This window comes from Oligella ureolytica DSM 18253 (genome assembly GCF_000373745.1).
In the GTDB taxonomy this organism is placed as follows: domain Bacteria; phylum Pseudomonadota; class Gammaproteobacteria; order Burkholderiales; family Burkholderiaceae_B; genus Oligella; species Oligella ureolytica.
Genome location: NZ_KB892291.1, coordinates 66,076 through 92,931, shown reverse-complemented (window position 1 = coordinate 92,931; position 26,856 = coordinate 66,076). Strand labels below are relative to the sequence as shown.

General features: G+C 45.2%; 22 protein-coding genes. 15 read left to right on the top strand and 7 right to left on the bottom strand.

Annotated features, from left to right (window positions below; all coding sequences use genetic code 11):
- Positions 1-2: 2 nt before the first annotated feature.
- From cysW to epsC, 11 genes are all read left to right on the top strand, one after another.
- On the top strand, positions 3-914 hold the full coding sequence (gene cysW, locus B092_RS0104635) for a sulfate ABC transporter permease subunit CysW (protein WP_018574081.1): 912 nt from the start codon (positions 3-5) through the stop codon (positions 912-914).
- Positions 911-1,981, top strand: a complete 1,071-nt coding sequence (locus B092_RS0104630) for a sulfate/molybdate ABC transporter ATP-binding protein (RefSeq protein WP_018574080.1) — start codon at positions 911-913, stop codon at positions 1,979-1,981. Before cysW ends, B092_RS0104630 begins: the two co-directional genes overlap by 4 nt.
- 158 nt (positions 1,982-2,139) lie before the next feature.
- On the top strand, positions 2,140-2,871 hold the full coding sequence (locus tag B092_RS0104625; RefSeq protein WP_018574079.1) for a molecular chaperone TorD family protein: 732 nt from the start codon (positions 2,140-2,142) through the stop codon (positions 2,869-2,871).
- A 100-nt stretch (positions 2,872-2,971) separates the two neighbouring features.
- Entirely contained in the window at positions 2,972-3,619 is a 648-nt protein-coding gene (locus B092_RS0104620; protein ID WP_160115311.1) for a prepilin peptidase, read from the top strand.
- Between the two features lie 25 nt (positions 3,620-3,644).
- A complete protein-coding gene (gene coaE / locus B092_RS0104615) occupies positions 3,645-4,262 on the top strand; it encodes a dephospho-CoA kinase (protein ID WP_018574077.1) in 618 nt (205 codons plus the stop codon).
- Positions 4,263-4,278: 16 nt separating this feature from the next.
- Positions 4,279-5,040 (top strand): cell division protein ZapD, encoded by a 762-nt coding sequence (zapD, locus tag B092_RS0104610; protein WP_018574076.1) that lies wholly within the window; start codon positions 4,279-4,281, stop codon positions 5,038-5,040.
- 46 nt (positions 5,041-5,086) lie between these two features.
- Entirely contained in the window at positions 5,087-6,394 is a 1,308-nt protein-coding gene (locus tag B092_RS0104605; RefSeq protein ID WP_018574075.1) for an efflux RND transporter periplasmic adaptor subunit, read from the top strand.
- On the top strand, positions 6,391-9,522 hold the full coding sequence (locus tag B092_RS0104600; protein ID WP_018574074.1) for an efflux RND transporter permease subunit: 3,132 nt from the start codon (positions 6,391-6,393) through the stop codon (positions 9,520-9,522). The genes B092_RS0104605 and B092_RS0104600 overlap by 4 nt, the downstream gene beginning before the upstream one ends.
- Positions 9,523-9,524: 2 nt before the next feature.
- Positions 9,525-12,662 carry an efflux RND transporter permease subunit gene (locus B092_RS0104595; RefSeq protein ID WP_026253598.1) on the top strand — a complete coding sequence of 1,046 codons (3,138 nt, stop codon included), beginning with the start codon at positions 9,525-9,527 and terminating at the stop codon, positions 12,660-12,662.
- Positions 12,659-14,077, top strand: coding sequence for an efflux transporter outer membrane subunit (locus B092_RS0104590; protein WP_018574072.1), 1,419 nt, complete (start codon positions 12,659-12,661; stop codon positions 14,075-14,077). Before B092_RS0104595 ends, B092_RS0104590 begins: the two co-directional genes overlap by 4 nt.
- A 65-nt stretch (positions 14,078-14,142) precedes the next feature.
- The gene (epsC, locus tag B092_RS0104585) at positions 14,143-15,090 is read left to right on the top strand and encodes a serine O-acetyltransferase EpsC (protein ID WP_018574071.1); all 948 of its coding nucleotides are present in this window, start codon (positions 14,143-14,145) and stop codon (positions 15,088-15,090) included.
- Positions 15,091-15,168: 78 nt separating this feature from the next.
- Here the strand turns inward: epsC and ppk2 are convergent, their stop codons facing one another.
- Complete coding sequence (gene ppk2, locus B092_RS0104580) at positions 15,169-16,083, bottom strand: polyphosphate kinase 2 (protein ID WP_018574070.1); 915 nt, start codon at positions 16,081-16,083, stop codon at positions 15,169-15,171.
- 731 nt (positions 16,084-16,814) lie between these two features.
- Here ppk2 and B092_RS15365 point away from each other — a divergent pair.
- The gene (locus tag B092_RS15365) at positions 16,815-16,979 is read left to right on the top strand and encodes a hypothetical protein (RefSeq protein ID WP_018574069.1); all 165 of its coding nucleotides are present in this window, start codon (positions 16,815-16,817) and stop codon (positions 16,977-16,979) included.
- A 181-nt stretch (positions 16,980-17,160) separates the two neighbouring features.
- Here B092_RS15365 and acnD read toward each other — a convergent pair whose 3' ends face one another.
- The gene (acnD, locus tag B092_RS0104570; protein WP_018574068.1) at positions 17,161-19,770 is read right to left on the bottom strand and encodes a Fe/S-dependent 2-methylisocitrate dehydratase AcnD; all 2,610 of its coding nucleotides are present in this window, start codon (positions 19,768-19,770) and stop codon (positions 17,161-17,163) included.
- Positions 19,771-19,978: 208 nt separating this feature from the next.
- On the opposite strand from acnD, the gene mltA reads away from it, so the two are divergent.
- The 3 genes from mltA to B092_RS0104555 all read left to right on the top strand — a co-directional run bounded on the left by mltA (position 19,979) and on the right by B092_RS0104555 (position 23,237).
- Positions 19,979-21,247, top strand: coding sequence for a murein transglycosylase A (mltA, locus tag B092_RS0104565; RefSeq protein ID WP_018574067.1), 1,269 nt, complete (start codon positions 19,979-19,981; stop codon positions 21,245-21,247).
- Complete coding sequence (locus B092_RS0104560) at positions 21,244-22,437, top strand: FAD-dependent monooxygenase (protein WP_018574066.1); 1,194 nt, start codon at positions 21,244-21,246, stop codon at positions 22,435-22,437. Before mltA ends, B092_RS0104560 begins: the two co-directional genes overlap by 4 nt.
- A 68-nt stretch (positions 22,438-22,505) precedes the next feature.
- Positions 22,506-23,237, top strand: coding sequence for a DsbC family protein (locus B092_RS0104555; protein ID WP_018574065.1), 732 nt, complete (start codon positions 22,506-22,508; stop codon positions 23,235-23,237).
- Between the two features lie 7 nt (positions 23,238-23,244).
- Here the strand turns inward: B092_RS0104555 and B092_RS0104550 are convergent, their stop codons facing one another.
- From B092_RS0104550 to B092_RS0104530, 5 genes are read right to left on the bottom strand one after another with little or no spacing between them, the layout of a single operon-like run.
- Positions 23,245-23,985, bottom strand: coding sequence for an HAD-IA family hydrolase (locus tag B092_RS0104550; RefSeq protein ID WP_018574064.1), 741 nt, complete (start codon positions 23,983-23,985; stop codon positions 23,245-23,247).
- A 17-nt stretch (positions 23,986-24,002) separates the two neighbouring features.
- Complete coding sequence (gene argB, locus B092_RS0104545) at positions 24,003-24,890, bottom strand: acetylglutamate kinase (protein WP_018574063.1); 888 nt, start codon at positions 24,888-24,890, stop codon at positions 24,003-24,005.
- Between the two features lie 53 nt (positions 24,891-24,943).
- Positions 24,944-25,447 carry a peroxiredoxin family protein gene (locus B092_RS0104540; protein ID WP_018574062.1) on the bottom strand — a complete coding sequence of 168 codons (504 nt, stop codon included), beginning with the start codon at positions 25,445-25,447 and terminating at the stop codon, positions 24,944-24,946.
- A gap of 26 nt (positions 25,448-25,473) precedes the next feature.
- Positions 25,474-26,223, bottom strand: a complete 750-nt coding sequence (locus tag B092_RS0104535; protein WP_018574061.1) for a BON domain-containing protein — start codon at positions 26,221-26,223, stop codon at positions 25,474-25,476.
- A 3-nt stretch (positions 26,224-26,226) separates the two neighbouring features.
- Positions 26,227-26,814 (bottom strand): phosphoheptose isomerase, encoded by a 588-nt coding sequence (locus B092_RS0104530; RefSeq protein WP_018574060.1) that lies wholly within the window; start codon positions 26,812-26,814, stop codon positions 26,227-26,229.
- Between the last annotated feature and the right edge of the window lie 42 nt (positions 26,815-26,856).

The window sequence follows — 26,856 nt, the reverse complement described above, 5'->3', positions numbered from 1 at the left end:
ACATGAAAAGAACAAATCAAAATTCTGTCGATGAGCCTCGTTGGTTGAAGTTTTTATTAATAGCAATTGCTACTGCTTTTCTGGGCGTTATGCTGGTTATTCCATTGTTCTCTATTTTTGTGGAAGCCTTCCGTCAAGGCTGGGGTTTATATATCGCTTCATTAACTGAGCCGGACGCGGTCTCAGCGATTAAGCTGACCTTGTTAACCGCAGCGATCGTGTTGCCGATTAATGTAATTTTCGGGATCGCCGTGGCTTGGTTGCTCACACGCTTTGATTTCCGAGGTAAGCAGTGGATGACCACCTTATTGGATCTGCCATTTTCGGTATCACCGGTTGTGGCGGGTTTGATGTTTATCTTACTATTCGGAAGCTATAGTTTTCTTGGTAGCTGGCTGGAGTCGATTGGTGTTCAAGTGATTTTCGCGGTGCCGGGCATTGTCATTGCGACGTTGTTTGTCACGTTCCCATTTATTGCGCGTGAATTAATTCCCTTGATGCAAAGTCAGGGTTCAAGCGAAGAGCAGGCAGCCTTAGTGTTAGGCGCATCGTCTTGGCAAATGTTTTGGCGCGTGACATTGCCAAATATCCGTTGGGCGTTGTTGTACGGAATTATTTTAAGTAATGCGCGTGCGATGGGTGAGTTTGGCGCTGTTTCGGTGGTTTCAGGGCATATTCGCGGATTGACTAATACGTTACCACTACACATTGATGTGCTTTATAACGACTACAACCCGGTAGGGGCTTTTGCTGCTGCCAGCTTATTAGCATTTTTAGCGATCCTCACCTTGCTCTTACAGCATGCGCTGAGTTGGTGGGAAAAGCGTAAGTACAAGCAAGCATTAGCTTCTCACGCAGGGAAAAAGGATTTTTTAAAGACTATGGACAAAAAGCAAGATAAGGTGGCGGCATGAGCATCGAAATTAAAAATATTAACAAGCATTTTGGTGGTTTTCAGGCATTAAAAAACATCAACTTGCATGTGGAAACAGGCCAGTTGGTTTCTTTATTAGGTCCATCAGGCTGCGGCAAAACAACTCTTTTACGTATTATTGCGGGTTTGGAGTTTGCCGATAATGGGCAGGTCATTTTAGATGGCCAGGACATGACCAACAGGTCGGTGCAGGAGCGTAACATTGGTTTTATGTTTCAGCACTATGCTTTATTTCGCCATATGACCGTATTTGATAATGTGGCCTTTGGTTTAACTGTCTTGCCGCGTAGTCAGCGACCGTCGAAAAAAGAGATTAAAGAACGCGTAACGCATTTATTGGAATTAGTCCAGCTGCCTCATTTGGCTAACTCTTTTCCGGCACAGCTTTCCGGAGGCCAACGCCAGCGCATTGCCTTAGCCCGCTCTTTGGCGGTGCGTCCTAAGCTGTTATTGCTGGATGAGCCCTTTGGTGCATTGGATGCTAAGGTTCGTAAAGAGTTGCGTCAGTGGTTGAGACGTGTTCATCATGAGTTAGGTGTGACGAGTATTTTGGTTACTCATGATCAAGAAGAAGCCTTAGAAATTTCTGATAATATCGTTTTAATGAATCATGGTCGGATCGAGCAAGAGGGAAGCGGATCATACCTCTATCACCAGCCGCAAACCCCCTTTGTTACGGAGTTCTTAGGTGAGGCCACCGCGTTTGAAGGCGTTGTCGAGGATTCAAGGTGGCATTTCAATGAGTTTTCTGTGGCGCTTACAGACGACCAGAGCGGACAGGAAGTCCGTGATGGTGCTGCCAGAGCCTATGTTCGTCCTCATCAATGGCGCTTGAGTCGCCCGACAGAGCATAATGGCTTTATGCTTCACGGCTACTTACAAGATGTCCAAGACTTAGGTCCATTTGTCAGATTGCATGTGATCGATGAAGACCAGGGACAAGAAGTCGATGTTTTTTTACCGCAACAAATACAGCAGGAAGCAGACTACAAAAAAGGCGAACGTATCGCCTTGAGTCCGGAGTCAGTGACAGTGTTTAACCGCTAGTGTGGATAGGTGCACACGCGTTTAAAAGTGAGTGAGCTTTTTGATTTGAGCACTCACTTTTTTATTCTTATCGCTCGCGAAAGACGGCCGCGAGATATATGCGTAAAATAGAAACAATATTGTTTAATTTTAGCGTTACCCAAAGGACTTAAGCCACTATGTATCAGGAACTTCAAGCTAATTGGACCCCATTTAATGCCGAGCGCTCTTCGATTTTTGAGTGGTTTTCGAGTGTTTTTGCTGATGTGATAAGCAAGGACTTGTTTGCATTTTATTGTTCGGATGAGATGGATCAGTTGCTGGATTTCTTTGTAGGTCTTGGCTTTAACAAAGAGGTCGAGCGTGTGTCTAACGCCCTCAAGGCGATGGATGGTAGCGATGAGGCACGTGTTGCTTTAGCAGAGGATTTTAAAATCCTCTTTTTAACTAAAAAAACAGAGACCGTGCCACCCTTAGCATCACTCTATTTAGACCAGGAAGATATTGATTTTTTACAGAATAACTTACCGTTATCCGTCTTTTTAGAGCATAACGAACTACCATTAAATCCCGAGTTTGGCGGGGCAGTCGATCATATCTCTGTCTATCTTGCGGCTATTTCTGCGTGGTGCTTAGCGGTCGTTGATGAACAGGATCCGAAGATCATGGAGTCTGTTGCACAAGTCCAAGGTATGTACTTGGAAGTTTCTCTGCTTTCATGGACAGAAGAATGGCAAGACGGCATACAGCAAATAGAGGGCACTAATTTTGATTTTTACCAATCCATTGCCGCTTTGTTATATGCGTTTGTCAAACTTGATGCCCATGTCCTAACTTACGAGTCTGAGACTGACTATGAGGATATAGAGTTAGTCGAGGGCGATACAGACAGCGACAGGACACTGCACTAATTCATCATTCTAATCCATTGTTTCATCAGGGATAAATATATCCTACTACCAACATATGACAAAGAGCTTAAGCTAAGATTTTCCTATGGAGGAAATTCAGATGTTTCAGCTCTTTTTCTTTTTGACCTTCCTAGGGTTCATACTCTATTTCTTTTTACCATCCTATTTGCTGAGCATTTACAGGCAATATCGCGGTGATTGTTACTGGCGAGACGTGCGTCCTTATAAGAAGCGTTATCCTCCTTGGTTGGTTGTGTTGGCGTTTTTGGTTCTAGGTCTCGAGTTGCCTCGACTTGATATAGCGGGGGCGTTCTATTTGGTATTTATTGCCCTTTTATTGAGCTTGTCGTGGTTTGATCTTAAGTTAAGAATATTGCCCGATAGGCTACTTTTGGCGCTTGCCATCGGTGGCTTAAGCTACCATTATTTTGTATTAAATAGTATTGTTTGGATACAATTGGCAATAGTTATGCTCTGGGCCATCTATGCTAAGATCCTTCAGGTATTGATGGAGAAGTGGAGTAATGGCAGGTTTCAGCCGGGGTTCGGTGCCGGTGATACAAAATTTGTTTTAGCTTTGCTCTGTTGGTTTGATGCGCAATCAGTACTGTATTTGTTATTCATTGCGTGCTGCTTGGCTATTGTCGTTGTGATGAGTTGTCGTTTGTTCTCAAAAAAGACTGTAAGTAGTATTGCTTTTGGTCCCTTTTTATCTGTAGCAGCATATATTATTTGGTGGTATGGATAAATAGCCGCATGGTTTAGGGGAGCAAATGAAGCAGTTCAAGATCGGTCTAACAGGTGGGATTGGTTCCGGCAAATCGACCGTAACCAAATTACTGGAAAAGCTGGGCATTGTGATTATTGATGCCGATAAGATTTCACGGGCAAGTACAGCTAGTGGCGGTGAAGCAATAGAAGCAATTAGAGTGGCTTTTGGTGATGCTATGATTGATGATACCGGGGCTTTGGATCGAGCGAAGATGCGCGAATTAGTATTTCAAGAGGCTGACGCTCGTCAACGTTTAGAAGCCATCGTTCATCCTATCATCCAGGCACACATGCGCATTCAAGCAGAGCAAGCGACTAGCGCCTACGTGGTTTACGATATTCCTCTTTTAATTGAGTCAGTCGAGCGTTATCGGCCACAATTTAAACGCATCTGTGTCGTAGATTGTGATGAAGAGACGCAAATATCGCGTGTACAATCTAGAAGTCAGCTCACCGTCGATGAAATTCGACGCATTATTGCCAGTCAGGCAAGCCGAGCGGATCGTTTAGTACATGCAGACGATGTGATTCACAACGGTGTGGGCGTTGATTTGGCTGAGCTGCAGCGACAAGTGCATCAAATGCATGAGTGTTGGCTGGAGTTAAGCGAAAAAGGCTAATTTACAAGGGATTATCGTGATTTTGTATGAGTACCCATTTAGTGAGAAAATTCGCTCTTTTTTACGTTTAGAGTACCTTTTTAAGCGTTTATTCTTTTTTCAGCAGCACTTATCTGCCAGTCCGGAAAGTGATGAGTGTTTACTTGGTGCGCTGTTTGATGTGATGGATGTGTGTGAGCGAGGTGATGCCCGCAATACCTTGTTGCAGGAATTGGATAAGCAAAAAATTACACTTCAAGAGTATAGGAATTACCCCGGTGTTGATTCATCAGCTATTGAATCCGCACTCATCGATTTAAATCAAGTCAGTCGTGAATTGCACGATGCGGGTAAAATCGGCCGCGCAGCAAGAGAAAGTGAGTGGTTGGCGAAAATTAAGAGTCGATATGTGGTACCGGGCGGATTGTCTTCTACGGAGTTTCCCGCTTATCAAGGGTGGTTGACGAGTAGCCCTGAACAAAGACAAAAAGTGGTTGATGAGTGGGTGGCGTCATTTAGGCCCCTTGCTGAGGGAGTAAATAGCTTATTGCATTTTATTCGAGCCTCGCGTGATCCTGAGTATGCCACGACATCGGCAAATGGAGTTTATGAGCGTGCTTTAGGTGGGCAGCCTTTTCAGCTCATACGCGTTTGGGTGCCAAAGACGAGTGAGGTTTATCCGGAAATTAGCGCAAATAAATACGTGACTTTTGTGCGCTTATATCAATTAAGCCGGCAGTTAGAGGCGCATTTAGTTACCAGGCCTACCGGTTTTAAAATTGCTTTTTGCAATTTTTAATTAATAATGATGAGTTTTTATACATAGTAATTTATAGGATGTTTGAGTGAGTAACCCACCTGAGTCATCTAAGACAACTAAGTCAGAGCAGGCTCCCGAGTCAGTAGAGAAAAGAGCAAGGGCAGAGCGCTATGATTTATCTTCCAAAACAACGTCGCCCGGACAGCGATTCTTAAAATTGATTGTCATGCTGCTATTGCTGGCAGTCGTCGTCTTTGCTATTTACTATTACTTTATGGGGGGCAAGGAAGCCCTTAAGACGTCATCGGCAGATGAACCGGCAGCCGCAGGTGCGGGGGCTGGCAGAATGGGCGGACCACGACAAGGCCCGGGCGGTATGATGGGCATGGTGACCAAGGTTAGCGTGGTGACTGCAGAAGAGCGCTCCATGAATTTTATTGTTCGAGGTTTAGGTACCGCGGTTCCCTCTGAAACGGTACTGGTTAATAGTCAGGTGAGCGGTTTGTTGACCAAGATTCTCTTCGAAGAAGGCGCTTTTGTAGAGGAAGGCGAGCCTTTGTTTGAAATTGATCAACGTCCTTTCAAAGCTAGGCTGCAGCAGGCGCGTGCGCAGTATGAACAAAATGAAGCGCAGTTACTTAATGCGGAAGCAGATGCGCGTCGCTACCGGACTTTATTTAAGCAAAACTCCATCGCCAGGCAGCAAGTCGATACTCAAGAAGCCTTAGTTAATCAATTAAAAGCGAACCGTGCCAGCTTACAAGCGCAAATAGATGAAGCGGAAATTGAACTTGAGTACACAACAATTACTGCGCCAATCAGCGGTCGTTTAGGTCTGCGCCAAGTTGATATTGGTAATTTGGTACAGGCTAATTCGGCCGATGGTTTGGTTACGATTACACAGAATCAGCCTATGGATGTGGAGTTTGCAGTTTCTGAGCAGTTTGTACCGCAAATAGCCTCTAAGTTCTATCAGAATATTCCAATTCAAGTGCAGTTATTTGATCGTAACTCGTCCCAATTTATTGAAGAAGGCTTTGTATTATCAATGGATAATCAAATCGATTCAACAACCGGTACAGTCAAAATAAAAGCACGCTTCAATAATAGCGAGCACAATTTATTCCCTAATCAATTCGTGAATGCATGGCTTTTTGCTGAGCGCTACGATCACAGTTTAAGTGTACTAACCGATGCGATTCAGCACGGTCGCGAAGGCGCCTTTGTATTTTTAGTTGATGAGGGCAATACGGTTAATCAGCGCGAGGTTATTACCGGCATTGTGGATACCGGCTATACCCAAGTGACTGATGGTTTAGTTGAGGGCGATCGAGTGGTTGTAGAAGGTATTGATCGCTTGCGTGCAGGCTCTAAAGTAGAGATAGTCGATTGAATATTTCAGCTCCTTTTATTCGTCGGCCTATTGCAACAACACTGCTGATGATTGCCGTGCTGTTGACAGGGCTGTTTTCTTATCGACAGCTTTCAGTTTCAGCCCTACCTGATGTCGATTATCCGACTATCCAAGTTACGACGATGTATCCGGGTGCCAGTCCGGCCACGATGGAGGCTTTGGTTACCTCGCCATTGGAGCGGGAGCTCGGACAAATGTCCGGTTTAGAGCAAATGAGCTCCTCCAGTGCGGCCGGTGCGTCGGTGATAAATTTACGATTTAACTTAAATTTATCAATCAGTGTGGCTGAGCAGGAAGTGCAAGCTGCCATTAATGCGGCTTCTAATCTGCTGCCGTCTGATTTACCGATGCCGCCCATCTATAACAAGGTGAATCCCGCGGATACGCCGGTCATCACCTTGGCCATCACCTCTGATACGCTACCGCTTTACGAGGTGCGTGATTTGGTTGAAACGCGCATTTTGCAAGATATTTCCCAAGTATCCGGTGTGGGTATGGTGAGTATTGCCGGCGGTCAAAAACCTGCGTTTCGTGTTCAGGCTAATCCTGTTGCCTTGGCGGCACATGGTTTAACCCTTAATGATGTGCGGGCGGCTATTTCTTCCGCTAATATCAATCAGCCTTCAGGTAATTTAAATGGACCTCGGCGCTCCACGACCATTCATACAAACAGTCAGCTTTTTACGCCTGAAGAATATGAGGATATCATTGTCACCTATGTCAATGATGCTCCTCTGCGCTTAAAGCAAGTGGCTAGCGTCGTTCAGGATGCAGAAGATATCCGACAAGCGGCGTGGCTTAATGATAAGCAGGCCATTCTATTACATATTCAGCGACAACCTAATGCGAACGTGATCAATGTGGTTGATGATATTTTGGCACAATTGCCAAAACTCAGAGCATCGTTGCCGCAGTCGGTACAAGTAGAGGCGGTGGCAGACCGTACTGAGTCTATTCGTCAATCGATCAGCCATGTTCAGACTGAGCTGGTGATGGCTGTGTTGCTGGTGGTTTTAGTTACTTTTGTGTTTTTACGCACATTAACAGCGACCTTTATTCCTTCAGTTGTGGTGCCTTTATCTATTATTGGTACATTTATTGTCATGCTTTTCTTGGGATATAGCCTGAATAACCTGACATTAATGGCACTCACTATCGCAACGGGTTTTGTGGTTGATGATGCAATTGTCATGATTGAGAATATCGCTCGCCATATTGAGCAGGGTGAAACCCCAATGAATGCGGCCTTAAAGGGCGCCAAAGAAATCGGCTTTACACTCATTTCCCTTACCTTTTCATTAATTGCCGTATTGATTCCATTGCTCTTTATGGGGGATGTCATCGGCCGCTTATTTAGAGAGTTCGCTATGACTCTGGCGGTGGCGATTTTGATTTCTCTGGTCATCTCATTAACTCTTACGCCGATGATGTGCGCGCGTATGCTTAAAGCGGCGCCAAGAAATGCAGAGGGCGAGCTAAGCGGTGATGAGCCTAAGGGTAATTTTATTGTTAATTGGTTAGGCAAACAGATTGATCGCTTAATCGCCGGCTATGCTCGTTTGCTTGATAAAGTCTTAGCCCATCAATTCCTTACGCTGGTTGTCTTTATGATTACCTTAGTCATCACGGCGGCTTTGTATTGGTGGATCCCCAAAGGCTTTTTCCCGAAGCAAGATACCGGCCTAATGGTTGTGATGACTGAAGCCGATCAAGGCGTTTCTTTTGATCGAATGGCCGCGCTACAGACAGACATTGCGCATGCTTTTTCTGAGGATAAGGATATCGCATCAGTCACTTCCTTTATTGGGGTTGATGGAAATAACGTGAGTCTGAATACCGGTCGTATGCAGATAGAATTAAAGTCGCATGGTGCCCGAGATAGTGCGCAGACGATCATGACACGTCTTGAAGAAATCGCTGCCGACTATAAGGGTATTGAGGTGTATTTACAGCTGAATCAGGATTTGTCTATTGATACGCAGCTTGCTCGCAGCCAGTATCAGTTAAGTTTATCTTCTCTTGATAGTGAGTTGCTAAGAGTGTGGGTGCCTTATTTTGTTGACGGGCTTAGAGAGATTGCGGGGCTTACGGATGTTGTTGAAAACTATCAAATGAATGGTTTAGAAGCCAAAGTCAATGTTGATAGAGATGCTGCCGCGCGCTTTGGGATTCGTATGGCCGACATTGATGAGGCTTTGTATATTGCCTTTGGTCAGCGCTTGATTTCGACGGTATTTACCCAGTCAGCACAATATCGAGTGGTATTAGAGGTCGATCCTGCTTTCTCTCAAGATCCTACTGTTTTATCAGATGTGTTTATTGAGGGGGCGGATGGTCTGGTCAGGTTAACTGATGTCGCGACGATTGAGCTGGGTTATACGCCATTGGAAGTGCAGCGAATTGATCAATTCCTATCAAGCTTGATTTCTTTTAATTTAGCACCCCGTTATTCATTATCTGATGTGCTGCCACAGATTGAAGCTCTACCGGAACAAATCGGGATGCCCGATGTCGTCGATATGCGACTCCAAGGAACGACATCAGCGTATGTCAGTGCTCAAAGCAGTAATGCGTTGCTTTTACTAGCGGCTATCTTTACTATGTACATCGTGTTGGGTGTGCTCTATGAGAGCTATATTCATCCTATTACTATTTTATCGACGTTACCTTCAGCGACGATAGGAGCATTTATTGCGTTGAGCCTTGCCGGTATGGATTTGGATATGGTCGGTATCATCGGCATTATTCTACTCATCGGTCTCGTTAAAAAGAACGGCATTATGGTGGTGGATTTTGCCTTAGCAGCAGAGCGTGAGCAGGGATTGTCGCCCTATGATGCCGTACGTCAGGCTGCTTTACTACGTTTTCGACCTATTTTGATGACCACCTTGGCAGCTTTGTTCGCAGCCATTCCATTGATGCTTTCCAGCGGTGTAGGTTCAGAATTGCGACAGCCGCTAGGTTTAGCGATGGTCGGCGGGTTGTTATTAAGTCAAGTATTGACTTTATTTACGACGCCGGTTATTTATCTGTATTTTGACCGCTTGGTGAGTGGCAAAGGTCATAAAGAGCAGCAATCAGCGACTAATGCGGTAGAAGAGGGTTGATGATGAGCATCTCAGCGCCTTTTATTCAACGTCCTGTCGCCACCTTCTTACTTGCCTTAACTCTAGCCGTATGCGGCATTGTGAGCTACTTAGCGATGCCGGTGGCACCGTTACCGCAAATGGCGGTGCCATTCATTTCAGTGACCGCTCGTTTACCCGGCGCCAGCGCGGAAACAATGGCGAGTAGTGTGTCGACGCCCCTGCAGCGGTCTATCGGCAGTATTTCCGGTATTGACTCGATCAGTGCGAGCAGTCAAGAAGGCAACACGCGCATTAGCATCATGTTTGATATGAATAAGAATGTGGATGATGCGGCACGTGAGGTTCAGGCTGCTATTAATAAGGCGATACCGCTGCTGCCAAGTAGCATGCGCAATCCACCCACTTATCGTAAATTGAATCCGGCATCCAGCCCTATTATGGTGTTGAGCTTAGTCTCAGAATCCCATAACTTGGGTGAGTTGTACGATATGGCCAGCACCATCATTGCGCAAAAAATTGCTCAAGTGGAAGGAGTCGGTGAGGTCACGATTGGTGGTAGTTCAATGCCTGCTGTGCGCGTTGATTTAAATCCAATGCAGCTAACCAGTTACGGTATCAGTTTAGATGAGGTGAGTCGGGCGATTAGTAATTCTAATCAAAACAAACCGCGGGGTTTTATTGAGAATCAGAATTTACGCTGGATTATTAATACCAACGGTATTTTATATAAGGCTGATGACTACAAGGATTTAATCATTCGCTGGCAAGATGGCAATGCAGTGCGCTTAAGTGATGTTGCCCATGTCTATGACTCGGTTGAAAATGAGTATAACTTCGGCTTTCTGAATGAAAAGCAATCCATTAACCTGATGGTCCGCCGTCAGGAATCTGCCAATATTATTGAAACGGTGGAGGGAGTCAAAGAGCAACTTCCCACTCTAAGCGCATTGCTGCCGGGACAAGTTGATTTGATCTTAGCTCAAGACCGTTCGCCGAGTATTCGCGCGACCTTGAAAGAGGCTGAAAAGACACTGGTCATCGCTGTGATTTTGGTGGCTATCGTGGTGTTAGCCTTTCTGAGAAATCTTCGGGTGACTTTTATTCCGGTCGTTTCGGTGCCTATCTCTTTATTCGGCACCTTTATTGTGATGTATTTTATGGGTTTTTCCTTAAATACAATCTCTTTGATGGCATTAATTGTTGCCACCGGTTTTGTGGTCGATGACTCAATTGTCGTAGTAGAAAATATCTCGCGCTATATTGAGAAAGGGCTTTCACCCAAAGAAGCTGCTTTTGTGGGTTCTAAAGAAGTAGGTTTTACGGTTGTGACGATGAGCTTATCTCTCGTTATCGTGTTTTTACCGCTGTTACTTATGGGTGATTTAGTCGGGAATCTATTTTTTGAATTTGCGATGACATTAACTATTGCTGTGTTAGTGTCGTTAGTGGTGTCCTTAACGCTGGTGCCAATGCTGTGTGCGCTATGGTTATCTTCCGAAAAAATACGTGAAACAACAAACGACAAGGGCGCCGTCAAGCAATCCAATATTTTCGTGCGCCTGTTTGAAAAAGGCTATGAGGCTATTTTTAAGTTCTACGAAATGACTTTGGCGTGGAGTTTTAGGTGGCGTTTTGTCACTTTTTTCTCGTTAATATTGGTTGTTATTTTAAATGTCCATCTGTTTTTGACGGTGCCAAAGGGTTTTTTTCCACAGCAAGACACAGGCTTGATGCGCGGTATGTTTAGAGTGGATGAGGGTACTTCTTTTGAGGCAATGAAGCCTAAACTGGAAGAGTATCGGCGTATTATTTTAGCGGATCCAAATGTAGAATCAGTCAGCGGTTCTGCCGGTGGTCGCGGCGGCAGTACGAGTAGCTTTATGACGATTCAATTAGTACCATTTGAAGAGCGCGAAGCAAGTTCTCAAGAAGTAATTAATGAATTGCGCCGCAAACTGGGGCACATTCCCGGCTCCTCAATTTTTCTGTTTGCCATGCAGGATATCTTTACCGGTGGTTTAGGTGGGGAAGCGGGCGGTGATTATGAGTTTCTACTAAAAGCCGGTGATTTGGGGGTGCTGCGTGAGTGGACTGAAAAGGTTCGTCGTGCTTTTCAGGCACTACCGGAATTAGTGGATGTTTCCGAAGGTTCAGATGATAAAGGGCGTCGTTTAGAATTGGAAATTGACAGAGAAAAAGCACAACGCTTAGGCGTCGATATGAGTCTTGTCACCAATACGCTAAATAATCTTTATGCTTCTCGACAGGTCTCGGTCATTTATGAAGAGCTTAATCAATACAATGTCGTCATGGGAGCAGCGTCACGTTATGCGCGTGATGCGTCGGTCCTTGATGATTTAATGGTGTTGACCTCAGACGGTAGGGCAATTCCCATTAGCTCCTTTACGACGTTACGAGTCGGTAATGCCCCTCTAAGGGTGAGTCAGCAGGACGGCATGTTGGCGGATGCGATTACATTCGCTCTTGCAGAGGGTGTCACCCTAGATCAGGCGCGTAATGCAATTGCTCAGGCACTGGTGGATATTAATTTACCGACCCGTTTGGTGCAGGCGGGGTTTGACGGTTCTGCCGCCGACTTTGAAGAAATGGAAAAACAGCAGCCTTTGATGATTTTGGCTGTGTTGGTCTTGCTATATTTGGTGTTAGGTATTTTATATGAAAGCTACACTCACCCCATCACCATTTTATCAACGTTGCCATCAGCAGGTTTTGGTGCTTTATTAGCGTTAAATATGGTGAATATGGAATTTACAATTATTGCGCTAATCGGGGTCTTTTTATTAATTGGGATTGTTAAGAAAAATGCCATCATCATGATTGACTTTGCTCTACAGCGGCAGCGGGCGGGCAATATCAGCCCCGAAGAGGCGATTTATGAGGCATGTTTAGTGCGGTTTAGACCGATTATGATGACAACGTTTGCAGCGATTTTTGGTGCATTACCATTAATCCTCGCCACGGGTGCCGGCGTGGAAATGCGTCAACCCTTAGGTATTACGATTGTTGGCGGGCTGGTAATGAGTCAAATTCTGACACTGTATAGCACACCGGTGGTGTATTTATATTTGGATAAATTATCTACTTGGTTTAAACGTAGGCGTTCCAAAAATACGAGAATTGTTGAGAATAAAGTATGAGTATTAAGCGATTAATTCTGACAGCTTCCATGTCAAGCGTGTTAGCTGCTTGTGCGGTAGGTCCCGATTATCACGTGCCGGACTCTGCCGTGGCTGCTGCTTTTAAAGGGGTGCCGGTCAACAGTGAGCAGTGGATTGAGGTTAAACCCAGCCAAGCGTGGATTCGCGGCGATTGGTGGACTGATTTTAATGATGCAGAATTAAATCAATTAATATTTATCCTGAATCAGGAGAACCAAACCGTAGCGCAGGCCTTAGCTCGTTATCAAGCAGCTATTGCACAAACAAGAGGTTCTCGCGCCGGTTTATTTCCAAGCTTAGATAGTACGACGTCAGCGAATCGATCCGGAGGTTCAGAGTCTGATGTCTTAAGTCGTTATTCTTTGGGCGCTGATGTATCTTGGGAGGCTGACTTATGGGGCAGAATACGTCGGCAGGTAGAAGCGAGTTCGGCCTCAGAGGAAGCGGCTGCAATTAATTTGGCTGATGCGCGTTTAAGCATGCAAGCGGAGCTATTGCAAAATTATTTCAGTTTACGTAGTACAGATCTGGAGCGTCAACTTTTAAGGCAAATTATTAGTGCTTATGAGCAATCGCTGCAAATCACTCGCAATCGTTATGAGCAAGGCGTCGCAGCTTATGCAGATGTGGTGGCTGCTGAAGCGCAACTGGAAAATGCGCGAGTCGATGCCATTTCGATTGAAACAACACGAAGCACTCATGAAAACGCCATCGCAGTATTGATTGGGCAGACACCTTCCACCTTCAGTTTGGCTGAAAAGCCGAATTATTTACCCGAACCAATTAGCGTACCGGTCGGTTTACCTTCCGAGTTATTGCGTGCGCGTCCTGATATTGCAGCGGCAGAGCGTAATGTGGCTGCTGCCAATGCGAATATCGGTGTGGCTCAGTCAGCCTGGTTCCCACGCCTTAATTTATCCGCCAGTGGCAGTTTTCAAGAGTCAAACTTTTCTGATTGGATTAATTCACCCATCAATGTGTGGTCTTTAGGTCCTCAGTTGGTATTGAGTATTCTTGATGGCGGTGCGCGTAGGGCCGGAGTGGCTTCTGCTAAGGCCGACTATCAAGCGGAAGTTGCCGGCTATCGACAAACGGTTTTAGAGGCAATGCGCGAAGTGGAGAATGCATTGACCACCGGGGCTAATTTGGTCCGTGAGCAGGAGGCGCAGCAACGTGCTTTAAATGCGTCACGCCAATCGCTCGCAATTACCCTCAATCAATATCAGGCAGGTTTGGTGGATTTTTTAAGTGTCACTCAGGTGCAAAATACCACTTATAATGCTGAAATACGCCAATTGAATTTGCGCGCCAACCGTTTACAGAATCAAGTTAACTTAATCCGCGCCTTGGGTGGAGGTTGGGAAAACCCACGTCTACTACAAGCAAGTAACTAATGGACTTGCTGTTTAAAGCATAATGGTAAAATCAGTCAATTAGTAGATTCTTTGAAGGATAGTTTATGCCGTTTTTTAAATGTGATTCTATGAATGATTTTCCTCATGATTTTGCCATTGATGATGTTGTCAGTGGCCTCAAAGAAAAGCGTCAAGAATGGCGTACTGAGCAAAATCGTTTAGATGAAAAGGGGGGGCGACATTTGCCCTCGCCGGAGATAATTGCTGATGCGATGCATTCACTCTCCGGAGCTTTATTCCCTATGCGTTTGGGACCTGAGGATTTAGTCCAGGAAAATGAAGACTTTTATGTTGGTTATACGCTTGGTAAAGCCTTAAATTTGCTGCTTACTCAGGTTCGTTTAGAGTTATTGCAAAAAATCCAAGGTAATGGTGATGCACTTAATAGGATTCGTGTGCAAGCCGTTGAAGTCGTGCGTCAATTTGCTGCCACCTTGCCGAAGGTTAGGGGCCTATTAGATCAAGACGTACGTGCAGCGTATCGAGGTGATCCGGCGGCAACCAGCGTTGATGAAGTGTTGTTATGCTATCCGGGTGTTCACGCCATGGTATCGCATCGTATTGCTCACGAGCTATACAAACTCGGTGCGCCGATTATCGCTCGTGTTATTGCTGAGCTTGCTCATAGTCATACCGGAATTGATATTCACCCGGGAGCTACCATCGGTCCGGGCTGTTTTATTGATCACGGTACCGGTGTGGTGATTGGTGAAACGGCTATTCTTGGTAAGAATGTCCGTATCTATCAGGCAGTTACTTTGGGTGCTAAAAGTTTCCCAAGCGATGAGCACGGTAATTTACACAAGGGTAATGACCGCCATCCTATCGTAGAGGATGATGTGGTTATCTATGCAGGTGCAACCATTCTCGGTCGAGTAGTGATTGGTAAGGGCTCAGTGATTGGCGGTAATGTTTGGTTGACTCGGTCTGTACCCGGAGGCAGCATGATTAGCCAGGCAGATCCTTGCGGTAATGGTAGTTTAAAGTTATAGTCCGTCAACATGTAAAAAAGCCTTGAGATTTAGCTCAAGGCTTTTGTCGTTTGGCTCAGTGGGCGAACACGCTATTTACTAATAAATAGCCGGCACTAGCATTTCATTAGGTGTTGGTAAGCGCTTATAGTTGGGGTTATGAATACGCTCTGGCAGCTCTAAATCAAGATGTTCTGTTTCATCATACGGAATCTGTGACAACAAGTGGGAGATACAGTTTAAACGTGCGCGCTTTTTGTCGTCACCCTCAACCACCCACCATGGCGCTTCAGGGATATGCGAGCGTTGCATCATGATTTCTTTGACTTTTGTGTAGTCTTCCCAACGACGACGAGATTCCAAATCCATTGGCGATAGTTTCCATTGCTTTAATGGATCGTGTTTGCGCATTAAGAAACGACGGTGTTGCTCGTCATCAGAAATAGAGAACCAGTATTTAATCAAAATGATACCGCTGCGAGCAAGCATTTTTTCAAACTCGGTGACATCACGGAAAAATGCTTCGTATTCTTCGTCGGTACAGAAGCCCATCACACGCTCGACACCGGCACGGTTATACCAGCTACGGTCAAATAATACGATTTCGCCACCTGCGGGCAGGTGTGAAACATAACGTTGGAAATACCATTGGGTGCGTTCACGATCGCTGGGCACAGGAAGGGCAGCAACACGGCAAACACGAGGGTTTAAACGCTGAGTAATACGCTTAATGGCGCCACCCTTACCGGCGGCATCACGACCTTCAAAAATCACCACAACTTTGAGTTTTTTGTTAACGACCCAGTCTTGTAACTTGACGAGCTCACACTGCAAACGAAGCAGCTCACGGAAATAATAACGGCGGTCCATGCTGTCGGATTGATGCTCAAAGCCTGCCTCTTGCAGGATGGCGTCATAGCGCTCATCATCAATTTCCATCTCCAGCTCTTCATCCAGGCTGTCCATGATTTCAGCGTAAAGACGACGGGCGTGCTCAGATAACTCTTGGCTCATACTACGTACCTTTAAAATTTTATTTATTAGATAATTAATACTATCATTTAATAATTAAAATTAGATGACGATAATCAACCATTTTTTTATTATAAAGGATGGGGGCGGTGCAGCATAATTGTATTTTTTTTGTATCGCCTCTTGCAGGCTTGCTTGGATTGTGTTAGACTAATCTATTGCTTAGCGCACAATAAAGAAAATATATAGTCCTAAAATATATAGTCCTAAAAGAGGTCGATATACAAATATATGGTCTATATGGTCATTAAAAATGATGCTAAGTTAGGATGCTAGATTAATAATTAATTTAAAAATTAGGCATCATTGAAATCAAATCAATGCGCTAAAAGCAGCAAAATCAAAAAAGCTTTAATCGATACCTAAGTACTACCTAAGCAGGTGCTTTTTAGTAAGTCCTCTATCTTCAAGCTGGCTTTACATTCTAGGGAAAACACTGGTTTTGACGTTTTTACTTGGGCACCAATGGACTTTATTGATAGTCTAATACTAATGACTTATAAATCACTACAATAAATCATGCTAATTATATGACTAATATGTAGTATTTTTTTCATGCTACTGTCATATATACTCGTTATGATGTCGTTGTAAAAAAGATATTTTTATTAGAAATTCATTGATATTGTATTGGTAATCGTAAGTTAGGGTCTTTGCGAGGGGTGTGTCGCAAGACCAAACAATCATAAATAATTATTAGAAAGGAGAAAATTATGAAATTATTGACTCGTCTCCGTGAGGAATTTACAGCTGTTTCTTATCAGCCTAATGGCAAAGAAGTAGAACAGCAAGTAGAGTATGTATCTGAGCATGCGCCAGATGCATTGGTTCTTATGAATATGATCGAGCAACGTAAAAATCACAATGACGTTGCTTAATGCTTAGTTTTTAAGCATAGTTAATTTGTAATTTATATCAGACTCTGTATTGAGTTAGTTTAAAACGCTGCTGGTCATTGGCTCGCAGCGTTTTTTAATGCATTGGCAATTGAACATATCGAAAAACCGCTATAGATATTTCTATAGCGGTTTGTGGTTATAAGTTGCGATGCGCTGTGGCTCAGTGTTGAGTGCCTTCAAGGAAGTCTTGAGCAAAGCGCTGTAGTACGCCACCCGCTTCGTAAATACTGACTTCTTCAGCGGTATCTAAGCGACAGATGACCGGTACGTCCACCGTCTCACCGTTACGGCGTTTGATTCTCAAGGTCAACTCGCAATGAGGCGCTGGCGTACCAAGCACATCATAAGTTTCCGTGCCATCAATCGCTAAGGTCAAGCGATTAACACCTTCCTTAAATTGAAGTGGTAATACACCCATACCAATTAAGTTGGTCCTGTGAATACGCTCAAAGCCTTCTGCCACAATCGATTGAACACCGGCTAAACGTACCCCCTTGGCGGCCCAGTCACGTGATGAGCCCTGACCGTAGTCAGCACCGGCAATGATGATTAGTGGCTGCTCACGTTCCATGTAGGTTTCAATGGCTTCCCACATGCGTGTGACTTTGCCCTCTGGTTCAATGCGAGCGAGTGAACCCTGCTTTACGGTACCGTCGTCATTGCGAACCATTTCGTTAAACAACTTAGGGTTTGCAAAGGTAGCACGCTGCGCTGTCAGGTGATCACCTCGGTGCGTAGCATAAGAGTTAAAATCTTCTTCCGGTAAGCCCATTTTGTGTAAGTACTCGCCGGCAGCACTATCGCGCATAATCGCATTAGAAGGGGATAAGTGGTCGGTAGTGATGTTGTCGCCTAGGACAGCCAGAGGAATCATATCTTTAAGCGTACGCTCACCTGCCAATGCACCCTCCCAGTAAGGTGGGCGGCGAATGTACGTGGACATCGGACGCCAGTCATACAGCGGGCTACTGGCTTTTTCAGTGGTATCATCCTTTGCAAACATGGGGATATATACCTTGCGATATTGCTCAGGCTTCACCGCTTGGCTTTGGACTGCTTCAATTTCCTCATCGCTTGGCCAAATATCCTGCAGTGTGATCGGGTTACCGTCAGGATCAAAACCAAGGGGATCCTTTTCAATATCAAAACGGATACTGCCTGCAATCGCATAGGCGACCACGAGCGGCGGTGAGGCTAAGAATGCTTGCTTAGCGTGTGGATGAATACGGCCATCAAAGTTGCGATTACCGGAAAGAACAGCGACAGAATACAGATCACGATCGATGATTTCTTGTTGAATCTCAGGATCTAAAGCGCCTGACATGCCATTACAGGTGGTGCACGCAAAAGCAACCACACCGAAACCAAGTTTTTCCAGCTCAGGTAAAAGACCTGCTTCTTCTAAATATAGGGCAACCGCCTTTGAGCCAGGAGCAAAGGAACTCTTAACCCATGGTTGGCGAACTAAGCCTAAGCGATTAGCATTGCGTGCTAAGAGAGCGGCGGCAATGACGTTTCGCGGATTGTTGGTGTTGGTACAGCTGGTGATTGCAGCAATAATGACCGCACCGTCGGGCATTTCACCGTCTTTGCTATCATAATTGCCTAATATGCCACGTTCTTCTAATTCGCTTAATGGTAATAAATTATGTGGATTAGAAGGACCTGCTAATGAGCGTTTGACCGTTGATAAGTCAAATTCTAAAATACGCTCATATTGGGCTTCTTGCAATGTATCTGCCCACAGACCGGTTGTTTTTGCATAATCCTCTACTAATTGGACTTGCTCAGGCTCGCGTCCGGTTAGTTTTAAGTAATCAATGGTCTTGTCATCAATATAGAACATCGCAGCAGTAGCGCCATATTCCGGCGCCATATTGGCAATGGTTGCCCGGTCTCCTAAGCTTAAGTTGGCCGTACCTTCACCGAAAAACTCAAGATAAGCAGAAACGACTTTGGATTCACGTAAGAACTTAGTCAGCACTAAGACAAGGTCAGTCGCAGTTATGCCGGGACCGAGTTTGCCGGTTAATTTTACGCCGACAATTTCCGGTAAACGCATCCAGGAAGCACGACCCAACATAACAGTTTCAGCTTCAAGACCGCCTACACCGACGGCAATAACGCCTAATGCGTCAACCATGGGCGTGTGACTATCTGTACCGACAAGCGTATCCGGAAAGGCAATGCCTTCTCGTACCTCAATTACGGGTGACATATGCTCTAGGTTGATTTGGTGCAAAATACCATTGCCCGGCGGAATGACATCCACATTTTCAAAGGCTGTTTTGGTCCATTTAATAAAATGGAAGCGGTCATCATTACGGCGATCTTCAATCGCTCGATTTTTTTCAAAGGCATCGGGATCATCGCCCGCATGCTCGACAGCTAGGGAGTGGTCAACAATTAGCTGAGTTGGGACGACAGGATTGATTTTTGAAGGATCGCCGCCTTTGTCGGCAATAGCATCGCGCAGACCGGCCAAATCGACCAGCGCCGTTTGTCCCAAAATATCATGACAAACAACACGCGCGGGGAACCATGGGAAGTCGACGTCTCGCTTTCTATCGGTGAGTTGGGTCAACCATGTATTTAATGTGTCTTGATCGGTTTGACCATCGGCTTTACGGATCAAATTCTCGGCTAAAACGCGAGAAGAATAGGGTAGTTTGTCGTAAGCGCCGGGGCGGATGGCATCGACAGCTGCTCTTGCATCATAGTAATGAAGAGAGTGGCCTTCTAAAGGTTTTTTAAACGCTGATTGAGTCATTTGGTCTCCTCAGAGAGTTTCTATTGGTATTTCTCAATGATTTTACAAAAGGCGTGTTTTGCCTAGCTCATCATAATGTTATGATGAAAATCTTGAGCGTGTCTTTGGTTAATATAGTTATTATTACTGCTTGGGTCTTATATAAGATATAAGAGCTATTCTTTTTATTCATTTTACATCTTAACAGAGTTGTTTTAAAAGGTTTTATATGAAGAAGATATATTTATCTGTTTTTGCTGGATTGCTTAGTTTAGGTTTGGTATCCTGCACGACTTCTTCAGATTACGCAGCCGATGATAGGGCTGATGCTGACTTTGATATGCATGCCCCATTACAGGTGCCGGCATTGTCAAGTTTTAGACAGACTGATCCTCGCTCGTTGCGAGGGCAGTACCGACCGGTGCAATGGGAAAATCTGCCGGGCTGGCAGGATGACAATACAGAGAATCTCTGGATTACGTTGATCAATAACTGCCGGGGGTTGATGCGTCCGGTATCAGGCTCTTTAACAATTCCAGCTCGTGCAACCCCACAGGATTGGCAGCCATTTTGTGCCGATGTAGCAGAGTTTACTCAGCATAATGGCGAAGAGCCCGATCCCAGTATGGTCAAGTTTTTTTTAGAGCAGCACTTACAGCCTTGGGAGCTGGTTGGACGAGGGATGGCGACCGGTTATTATGAGCCGGTTGTGCAGGGCTCAACCTCTCAAGGCGGTGACTATCAATGGCCAATGTATGCTAAGCCTAAGGATTTATTAACCATTGATTTGGGGGCTGTTTATCCGGAGTTAGCCGGTAAGCGTGTTCGTGGTAAGGTCGAGGGCAATAAGGTCGTGCCTTATGATACGCGAGCCCAAATAGGCAGCAATAGTGACAAGCCTCCGGTGATAGCTTGGCTAAATGATCCGGTTGAAGCTTTCTTTTTGCAGGTCCAGGGGTCGGGTCGCGTACAATTAGACAATGGCCGTTCTATACGCTTGGCTTATGCAGATCATAATGGTCGCCCCTATACGTCGATTGGTCGTTGGTTAGCAGATCAGGGGGAATTGCCTTTGGCACAAACCTCAATGCAAAACATTAAGGCATGGGCTCAGCAAAACCCACACCGTGTCGATGAGATGCTCAATGTCAACGAGGCGATGGTGTTTTTTAGAGAAGAGCGTATTACTGATAGTATCGCCGGACCTAAGGGTGCTTATGGCATTCCATTAGTGGCACAAAGGACGGTCGCTGTGGACCCTGATTATGTGCCTTTGGGGAGTCCTCTTTATCTGGCGACGACTTATCCATCCACTAATCGCCCTCTAGAAAAAGTGGTGGTTGCCCAAGATACAGGAGGCGCCATTAAAGGTGCTGCTCGTATTGACTTTTTTTGGGGCAGTGGTGAAGAAGCGGGTGAAATGGCCGGTCGTATGAAGCAAGATACAAGGGTTTGGGTTTTATGGCCTGTTGGTATGGGAGAGCCTAACGCGCGATGAGTAAGATGAAAAATATTTCCTATGATGTAGTCGTTTGTGGTGCCGGTATTGTAGGCATGGCAGCAGCTTTACAGCTGGCAAAAAATCAATTTAACGTCGCTATATTAGCGCCAAAAATACACCCTAAGCATAGTCTGGGTGAGCAATATCATCCGCGTATTTATGCGATATCTTTGGCGAGCCAGCAGTTTTTAGAGCACCTAGGCATCTGGTCTATGATGCCTAATGAGCGCCGTAATCCGGTGCGTCAGATGGAGGTTCATGGCGATCTTGACGGCATGATTGTGCTAGATGCTAAGCAATCACAGATGCTGGAACTGGCCTATATCGTTGAGTCCGGTGAAATTGAAAACGCGCTGTTTAATGCGCTCAAGGTGTACGGCGTACCTTGGATCGAGGATACATTTAAATCGTATGATCAATGGCATGGAAACATTGAATGCGGCTCCGGTCAGATCATAAAGACTCAGCTGCTAATAGGGGCTGATGGAGCAAATTCTACGGTGCGCCAAGCCTGCGGTATCCGTCATGAGCGTAAGGCCTATGGTGATAGTGGATTAGTGGCTCAGTTGACCGTTGATAAACCTCATTTAGATGCGGCAATTCAGTGGTTTGGCGATTTTGGCGTATTGGCCTTTTTACCGCTGCCGGACACCGCAGATGGCCATCAAGTTTCGATGGTTTGGTCGGCACCGCAGTACATTGCTGATAAGTATCAAGCCATGGACTCAGATGAATTAGCGAAGCGTTTGCCCAATGCCTTACAGGCGACTGCTCAGGGTAGATTGGGCAATGTGACATTGCGTAGTCCAATGTATGGTTTCCCATTAACCTTAGAAAGCTCCGGGATGATTGGGCCGGGCGTTGCTTTAGTCGGTGATGCAGCGCATCGGGTGCACCCTCTAGCCGGACAAGGTCTTAACCTTGGCTTAGGCGATGTAGAAACCTTGTGTAAGGTACTAACTGATCGTGAGTCTGTGCGAGCATTAAATGATATACGCTTATTGCAACGCTATAAGCATCAACGTGCCGAGGCTATTTTTAATATGCGAGTGGCAACTGATGGGCTATACAGATTGTTTTCAATTAATCTTCCCCCGGTGGCTATGCTTCGCAATGCCGGGCTCAAGCTCATTAATAAGATGCCGCTACTCAAACATTATTTTGTGCGCTCAGCGGCGAGGAACTAAACGCATTTTTAGCGTGTTAATGTCGCATAAATAGCTATAGTACAGTACGTCATTGAAGAGGAGTGACCGTGTCAAATCAAGTTGTTGTTAGTATGTTTAAGAAAATTACATGCCTTACTCTGAGTGCCTTAAGTTTGTGTGTGGCTCAAGTGGCTGCAGCAGAAACCATCGAAGAGAAAATCAAAGAGAATCTAAGCGATCGAATTAATTTGCCTATTGCGGCGGTAAATAAAACCCCTTTTGACAATCTTTATGAGGTTCGAGTGCAGGGTAGTATTGTTTATACCGATGCGGATAGTGAGTTTGTTATTTTTAGTGGCCAGCTTTATGACTTGGCTAATAAAGCTAATCTCACTGAGCTCAGTATGGAAGAAATGAATCGCATTGATATTGATTCATTACCTTTAGATATGGCGCTCAAGGCAACTTACGGTACAGGTGAGCAGCGCCTGGTTACTTTTGAAGATCCTAACTGCCCTTGGTGCAAAAGGCTACAGGCGGAGTTTAAAAAGATGGATGTGACCGTTTATACCTTTGTGACGCCTATTTTAAGTCCGGATTCTTTCGCAAAATCGCGTAATATTCTGTGTTCGGATGATCCGGTGACTACTTGGCAAGACTGGATGGATAATAATATCAAGCCAGCGCAACAAGAAGATTGTGACCCGCCATTTAATGAAGTTCTGGCTTTGATGCATGCGTCTAATGTCTCAGGCACGCCGGCAATTATGTTTGATAACGGTAAGCGTATTAATGGCTTTGCGACAGCTGCAGCGATGAAAGAAAAGATGGCTGAGTAGGTAGGTGTTACTCTTGGGCAAAGGGGTGTCTTAGTAGCTCAGAGAGAGAGCGCACTCTTAAGTCTACATAAGCAGGACGAATCACTTGTTGAGGTCCAAAAGGCGTGCCGGGATGGTAGATATACACTGTTTGCCATCCCTCTTTTTTTGCGGTTTTAAGATTGCTTAGAGTGTCCTCTACCAAGACACATTGTTGAGGCTCTAAGCCTAGACTGGCTTGTAATTGACGTAGAAGAGCGGGCGCCGGTTTTGGCTTGTACTTGCCAAATACGATCATATGATTGACTGCGCAAATACCGGCAAAATACTGACTGATATTTAATCCTTCTACTACTTGTACCGCATAGTGCTCAGGCGCATTGGTCAAAATATATTTAGTACCGGGAACGGCATCTAATAACGCGGGTAGGTGGTGCTCAAACTTCATGTGTTTGCTGACATCAAAGTTATGTGAGTCCAGCAAAAACTGCTCGGGATCGAGTTGGTGATGTTTGTGCATACCAATCATGGTTGCACCATAGCGCTTCCAATAAAGCTCACAGAGCTCTTTAGCCGCTACGCTGTCTAATTGCATATGCTGCATGACAGCATTAACCATGCCAATACTGATTTGCTCAAAGAAAGAGTGAGAGGCGTCGTGGATGGTATTATCTAAATCAAAAAACCAGACACGCGAAGAAGGTGATGTCTTCGCGCGGTAAGAGTGACTTTTTGCTTGTAATGGCTTGATAAATCGACTGCGGTTCATTAGTAAGTAAGCTACCTTTATACGGTAATCATACTGCCTACGCCGTCATTAGTCAAAATCTCAAGTAATAAGCTGTGCGGTACGCGTCCGTCAATAATATGCACAGAGTTAACCCCGGCGTTGGCTGCTTCCAATGCACCGGTCAGCTTAGGCAACATGCCGCCGCTAATCGTGCCATCTTCGATTAACTCATTAATGCTCTTGGTGTTTAGGCGTTTGATTAGCTGCTTTTCTTTATCCAACACACCGCGTATATCGGTCAATAAAACAAGCTTTTCAGCCATCATGACCTGAGCGATACGGCCGGCAACGATATCGGCATTGATGTTATAAACAGCATCATCCTCTTCGTTATAAGCAATAGGACTAATGACAGGGATAAACTGATCGTTTTGAAGCACCTTAATAACCGAGGGGTCGATTGATTGCACATCACCCACAAAACCAATGTCTAAAGGATTGTCCGGATCCTGTAGGTTATCCATCAGTTTTTTCTTTGCTTTAATGAGTCCACCGTCCTTGCCTGTTAGGCCCACCGCTTTGCCGCCAGCTTGGTTGATCATCATGACAATATCTTGCTGTACCTGACCGCCTAAGACCCATTCGACCACTTCCATGGTGTCAGCGTCAGTGACACGCATGCCTTGTAAGAATGTGCCTTCTTTTCCTAAACGCTTAAGGGCTTTATCGATTTGTGGGCCACCACCATGAACAACGATGGGATTTAAACCGATTAGCTTAAGAAGAGCAACGTCGTGAGCGAAGCTTTTTTGCAATTGCTCGTCAATCATGGCATTACCACCGAATTTGATGACAATCGTTTTGCCATGAAAACGACGAATGTAGGGCATTGATTCAGAGATGATCTCAGCCTTTATGGCAGGGGTGATACTGGTTTCAGTCATTGTTGTCTCTAAAAGTGGTAATTATAAATAAGGATGCAGCAGCTCAAAGGCCATTAGCTTTGGGCTAGGGTTCTTTCTAAATCTTCGATGAATAAATTGGTGTCGTAATCACCAATGTAGCTTCGAACAAGTTGGCCCTTACGGTCAAATAAAAAAGCGACGGGAGTAAAGCGTACCTCTCCGAACGCTTTGGCTATGGCGCCATCGACATCGTGCACAATGGTAAATTGGTAACCACGTTCATCAATTAAGCGTTGAATCGCGTCGATGCTGTCGTGCTTCATGGCGACAGCAACCGTCTCAAAGCCTTGAGCCTTATATTTTTCATGGTGGGCAACGGTATCGGGCATTTGCTTCATGCAAGTGACGCAGTCAGTAGCCCAAAACTTGACCATCGTGACACGACCTTTTAAATCATCCGTTTTGAAGGTCTTGCCATCAATGCTGTTAAAGGTAACTTGTGGTGCCGATTTGCTTGCAAATACCGTGTTGTAAGTAAAGAAAGCTAAAACAGCAATCACTGCTACAGCGATAATTGAGATAAAACTTTTTTTCATGGTTAGAGCGTTAGCGAATTTTTATGTTAGTTTGCCAAAGGAAAAGTTTGTGTTGCGTTAGTAGAGGCTGAGCTATTTACGTTGCTACCTGCGTTTGGAGCACTTGTGCTGGACGTGTTGCCAGCCGAAGTCGAGATCTTATTTGTGGTGCTTGCCAAATCAAATACTTTAACAACTTTTTTGACCCCAGAGACACCGGCTGCTGCGTTAGCTGCTGCTTCAGACTCTTGCGCAGTAACTTGACCCATAAGATAAACCACACCTTGTGAGGTAGTTGTTAAAATGGTGCCGCTCGGGACGCCGGAAGTAGCTAAGAAGTCTGTTTTGACTTTGGTGCTAATCCATGTGTCATTGCTGCGAGTAGAGAAATCGGCGACCGGACCAACAATTAATTGGTTGACAACGTCAGTGACATCGTCAATTTCACGCACTTCTTGCTCTACGATGCGTTTGTCTTCTTCTGATGCTACCTCACCAGTCAATAAAACACGGTGGTTAAATGTCATCACATTGACTCGTGATGTCGCTGATGGAACAACTGCACCTGTTTTGTTTTCGGCGTATATGCTGATTTTTTTGTCATTGGCCTGCATACTGGCAGGGCGGCGATCACTGACCACCGTAGCAACGCTAACAGCTGCCCCACCAACGACAAGGGGTACACAAGCAGTCAATGCAAGTGATGAAGCAAGTGTGCCGGCAATTAATAATTGACGAAGCTTAGTTTTTTTCGATAAGTTTACTGACTTAGGGCCTAAATGGGTGTTAGATAACATCCTTTAATCTCCGAGTATGGCTACATCCAGACCATCACATAAAATATGTAAAAGCAAGATATGGATTTCTTGAATCCTCATGGTGCGGTCGTGGGGTACACAAAGGTGAATGTCGTTAGATGTCAAAAGCTCCCCAATAGTTCCACCACCGCGACCTGTGAGGGCAATAATAGGAATATCATACTCTTTTGCTGCTTCGATAGCGCGAATAACATTCGTTGAGTTACCACTTGTAGAAATTGCCACTAATAAGTCTGCAGGTTGAGCCAAAGCACGTACCTGACGCTCGAAAACTTGGTCATAGCCATAGTCGTTGCCAACAGCCGTTAAAATAGAGGTGTCTGTATTAAGCGCAATGCCGGCCAGGGGAAAGCGGTCGCGTTCAAAACGCCCGACCAGCTCTGCAATAAAATGCTGTGCGTCTGCAGCGGAGCCGCCATTGCCGCAAGCTAACACCTTGCCATTATTACTAATCGTCTGAAACATCAGATCGATCCCCTGTGCTAAAGGCTCAGCTAAGACCTTTAAGCTCTGTTCAACAAGGGCTGCGTTGTCAAGGAAGTGCTGTTCGATGCGATTTAAGGTGCTCATCTTTTAAAAGTATCGTGATTGGTTTAAGAGAGTAGACTAATA